Below are 3,687 nucleotides of genomic sequence, written 5' to 3' on the forward strand. Positions count from 1 at the left end.
AACAGCGGTACTATCTTTTGATAATTGATGATTGGCTGTTACGTAATAATGACGCGCTTCCCGTGAATGGGCATAAGCAAGTTCAGCAGAATAAGAAGCAATTGCGCAAAAACGAGAAGGGTAACGGCTTATCCAATAAGCAGGAAATAATTTTGATACAAGTAATGATTTCCCAGTGCGCGGCGGGATCGTAACGATTAAACGATTAAGTGTGCCATCTGCTATTTGCTCACATAAAGCGATCAGCTTATTTGCCCAGGTATGAAATGCATAATCAGGGTATGCAGTTGCAATAAAATCACGAAATGTCTTTTGCTTGGTTGTTACTTGTTTAAATGCAGGATCAGGAACATCTAATAAACCCCAGTCATCCCAGGCATCGAGCGCAGGCTCAAGCAGCAGGCCAGTCATCAACTGTTCCTGGAACCGCCAGTGCTATCAGGTGCTTTGAGTGGTGCACGTAAAATGCCGCCAATTTCAGCAATAACGCGAAAGGCACCAACAGCAGCGTTGTATTGTTCCTTATTAGTTGCCTTACGCGCTAATTCATTAAGCGCATAAATCTGCTCAGCAGTATGACGTTTGCGATCAGAGATTAAGTCTTCTACCATGCGATCACGAGCAAGATTGAGATAACGGTTAACGGTCTGAGTATTTTGTATTCCCCAACTATCTCGAGCCTTCTCAACAATCATCACCATTGGCAAACGTTCAGCAAGCCATAACTGACTTTCTGCTATTCGTCGCTCCACCTCCTGCCTAGAGGGTCTTGGTGGAGGTGCTGCAACACCTTTTGGGCGGCGTGGAGGATTTTTATTACCGAGCGGACGGCTTGGATCAACTGCGATATAGAGCGGCTTGCCGTTTTCGTCTTCTGCATTAGCAGCGCTACGCAATTCCTCAACGGAATCAACGGAGCAGCTATCGCCATCAGCCACAGAAAACAAGAATAAGTTTTGATTTGATATTAGCAGCTATAGCCAACTTGCAAGCTTACGCATACTGAGGGGACCTAAAGCAGGTGAAGCCCCGATGGGTAGCAATGGCTATATGTAGTGCTTTGGTTGGATGACGCACTATGGATAGCGTGATATGTTGCGATACCGCTGCATATAGGAAAGGGGGGCTTCGACCCCCCTATCCCGGTGTGATGCGGGAAACAAAAGTAACTTAACCACGCATATTTTAGCAGATGACAAGATCTTTTGCGCCATCTGGTGCCAAATTGCCATGCCCAATTTGCGGGCGTACAAAGGATGGAGATTGCAGGATTGCTAGTGATAGCAGGGTTTTCTGCCATACCAAACGCGATGGAAAGCTTGGGAAAGCTTCTATTGATAACCCGGCTTACGTCTATCTAGGCGAGAGCACCGAGGGGCAAGGGGCTGGGATGTGGAAGCTTGATGCTTCGCCTACCAAGACCCATTGGGTCTTAACCCATAGGGCCAAAACCCAAGGGGCCGAGACCCAATGGGCCAAGGCCCCACGGGAATATGGGACCAGGTATTTCGACTATTGCTTCTGGGATGGATCGCCCTGCCCAGTGCAGCGCTACCGAAAGGATATTGAGGGTCAGCCAAAGGAGGTGAAGTGGGCTGGCAGCCTGCAGGGGGTGCCTCAAAAAAAGATTGCTCCGTATCTATGGGAAAAGATTGGAGATGCAAAACGGCTGTTTGTGGTTAGGGGTGAGCTGAAAGCTGAACTGCTATGTGGCAAAGGATTTACAGCCATCAGCCTGCTTAACCAGAAGGATGAAGTTCTTGCGGGTGAACTGCAGGCGATGCGGGCCAATGGGGTTGAGATCGTATTGGTGCCTGATTGCGATACAGCCGATCTAGATAAGTGGTTCAGGTATTTGAGCAGCGAAGTGCCAGGGGTTAAGCAATTGCTTGCCCCTGGGCTCCCGTGGAGCAATCCGCCTGCCGATGGTGGCCTGGGCATTGAGGATTGGATCTACGCAAAGAGTCCATCAAACGATGAGATTGCAGCGGCCATTAGCAGCATTGAAGATATTGATCAGGATGTTAAGGATCTAAATACTTTAGAAGCTAAGATTCTTTCGATTAAATCAACAACCGACGACCCATTAAAGCAAGCATTATTAACCAAAAAAGAAGCAGCTGAATTAGGGTTTAGCTTATCGGAAAGTACAGCCAAAGCTCTTATTCGGCAAACAGGATACAAAGAGCCTGTTTTATATGGTGGAGATGTATTAATACCAGCTGATTCACAGCAAGAATTATGGGGTGGTTTAATTTTATATCAATCTACTAATTTACTTGTCGCAGCCCCAAAAGTTGGCAAAACATCAATAATTGCCCATCTTATCGGTTGCATGATACGCCGCGAATCTCACTGTTTAGATCAGCCAATAAATAACTATTGCGATAATTTTATTATTCTTGGTAATGATATGGCAAGGGGACAATGGTCGCGCTTAATATTAAAAGAGGGCATAGGCGTAGAATTGCCAAGTGGCGAAATTAGTGCGCCAAATATCAAGCTAGCATGCAAAGGTGTTGATTTAGACTTAAGCAGCCACGGTATCAAATACATTGTAGGGCTATGTAAAGCAAAGCCTAACTCGATGCTGGTACTTGATTGCTTACGCGCGTATTCAGACGGAGATGAAATCACCCAAGATTTTATCAAACCTATAAAAGCTTTAATGGATGCAATCATTAAAGCAGATTGCAATACAACTATTATCTGTGTACATCATGCATCTAAAGCTGGTGGCGCAACTGCAATTAAAGCTGCATCCGGCCACGGTTCAATTACTTCGCCATTTGATCAAACTATAAATATGAATTGGCTAAATCCAGCCAAAGATGAAATATTGCAACAAGATAAACGAATCCTTATTACGAGTCTGGGTAGGAGTGAAGATCAAATGATAATTGTTGAGCAAGTAGCTCCATTAGGTAAATGGATACATCATTGCAACGCCGATAGCCTTTTGAAGGCTGAGGCAATGTTCAGGCGCAGAGAAGCCCTGGGCCCATCACGAACAAAGGTTCTGGATCAGGGTTTAACGGTCTACATGAACACCGGCCAGGGGCTTCAAAACAGAGCTGTTATGGAGCTGCTGCAATGTACTAGGCAAGCCGCTGCTCACCATTTAGAGGCTCTAGAGAGAGACCGCCTATTCATAAAAACCGGCCAACAGTTCTCCGGCTACACCTATTACCCGTATGACGCTGAACGTATAGCGGAGGGCTCTGCCTCTACCTCTGCCTCTGCCTCTTCTCTCCCTTCTGCTGATTTAGGGGGGAGGAGCGACCCGAAGGGAGCGATCGATCCCCCCTCTAATCTGCCGGATTTAGGTCTTTTACCTCCAAATCCAGATTTTTCTCCCTCGGAATCCATTGCTATCACTGGTGTAAATGGGGTGCAACCCCCTGCAACCCCCCCTGCAACCCCCCCAGATCCATTGGTATCACTTGGTGCAAATGGGGTGCAACCCCCTAGATCTATATCTTCTTTTTCTTCTTTTATTCCAGAAGAAGAACCTTCTAAGGATCATTCTTTTATGGCTGGTTCTTCTTCTAACGCGCCCGTTTTATGCGTAGAAACCGCAAATGACGCTGAAACGCTCAAACCCCAGTTAGAGCAAGCGGTTGAGGTGTTTAGGCAGGGCAAATGGGAGAGCGGCTGGACGATCTGCGATTCCAGGAACCCCCATTC

Annotated in this window: 2 protein-coding genes and 1 pseudogene; 1 reads left to right on the forward strand and 2 read right to left on the reverse strand. The window is 46.7% G+C overall.

From position 1 onward, the window contains the following. Both KB557_RS09710 and KB557_RS09715 read right to left on the reverse strand, forming a co-directional pair. Positions 1 to 411, reverse strand: a pseudogene (locus tag KB557_RS09710) (terminase); the annotation flags it as partial. Beyond that, the gene (locus KB557_RS09715) at positions 411 to 938 is read right to left on the reverse strand and encodes a hypothetical protein (protein ID WP_255133684.1); all 528 of its coding nucleotides are present in this window, start codon (positions 936 to 938) and stop codon (positions 411 to 413) included. The gene KB557_RS09715 and the pseudogene KB557_RS09710, both read right to left, overlap by 1 nt. A gap of 605 nt (positions 939 to 1,543) precedes the next feature. Here KB557_RS09715 and KB557_RS09720 point away from each other — a divergent pair. Beyond that, positions 1,544 to 3,687, forward strand: a 2,144-nt coding sequence (locus KB557_RS09720) for an AAA family ATPase (RefSeq protein WP_255133686.1), incomplete at its 3' end; no start/stop codon positions are given.

Source organism: Synechococcus sp. Cruz CV12-2-Slac-r (genome assembly GCF_024346075.1).
Taxonomy (GTDB): Bacteria; Cyanobacteriota; Cyanobacteriia; order PCC-6307; family Cyanobiaceae; genus Synechococcus_D.